Source organism: Arcobacter sp. (assembly GCF_050300555.1).
GTDB lineage: Bacteria > Campylobacterota > Campylobacteria > Campylobacterales > Arcobacteraceae > Arcobacter.
Window position 1 is genome coordinate 1 of record NZ_JBNKXY010000083.1, and the last position, 843, is coordinate 843.

The window sequence follows — 843 nt, forward strand, 5'->3', positions numbered from 1 at the left end:
TCCTCAATCCATTCGTGTTGAAATTCCAGTTGGTGCTTCGCAGTTAATTCAAAAATTAAAAGAATATAATATTGATTTTGATGCACATCCAGCTCCACAGAAAAGTATCTTTATTACAATTGCAAGTAACCTTTTATTGCCATTAGTTTTTATTGGTAGTTTAATTTTCTTTTTTCAAAACTCAGATAATTTTTCACCAAATTCAAGCTCCTCTCCAATGAATTTAGGAAAATCACCTGCAAGATTTGATCAAAAACCCGATACAGGGATTTCATTTGATGATATCGCAGGTATTGATGAAGCTAAAGCAGAATTTGAAGAAATTGTTTCATTCTTAAAAGAACCTGAACGTTATACAGTAGTTGGAGCAAAAATTCCAAAAGGAGTTTTATTAGTAGGACCTCCTGGGACAGGAAAAACCTTATTAGCGAAAGCAATTGCAAACGAAGCAAATGTTCCTTTCTATAGTGTAGCCGGTTCAGAATTCGTCGAAATGTTTATTGGTATCGGCGCTTCTCGTATTCGTGATCTTTTTAAAAAAGCGTCAGAAAATTCACCATGTATTGTATTTATCGATGAAATTGATGCAGTTGGTCGAGAACGGGGTGCTGGTATTGGTGGTGGCAACGATGAACGGGAACAAACATTAAACCAACTATTAACAGAAATGGATGGTTTTAAAGAAAATAAAGGTGTAATTGTAGTAGGGGCTACAAACCGAGTAGATATATTAGATGCTGCTTTATTACGACCAGGTCGATTTGATCGGCAAATTACAGTTGGATTACCCGACCGCTTAGGAAGAATTGGAATTTTAAAAGTTCATGCTAAAAATAAACCATT

The 843-nt window shown here is 35.1% G+C and carries 1 protein-coding gene; it reads left to right on the plus strand.

Annotation, left to right across the window (positions count from 1 at the left end):
* Nucleotides 1-843 (plus strand): AAA family ATPase (locus ACQY5W_RS13055; protein WP_428025410.1); only part of this gene is annotated, 843 nt, incomplete at both ends.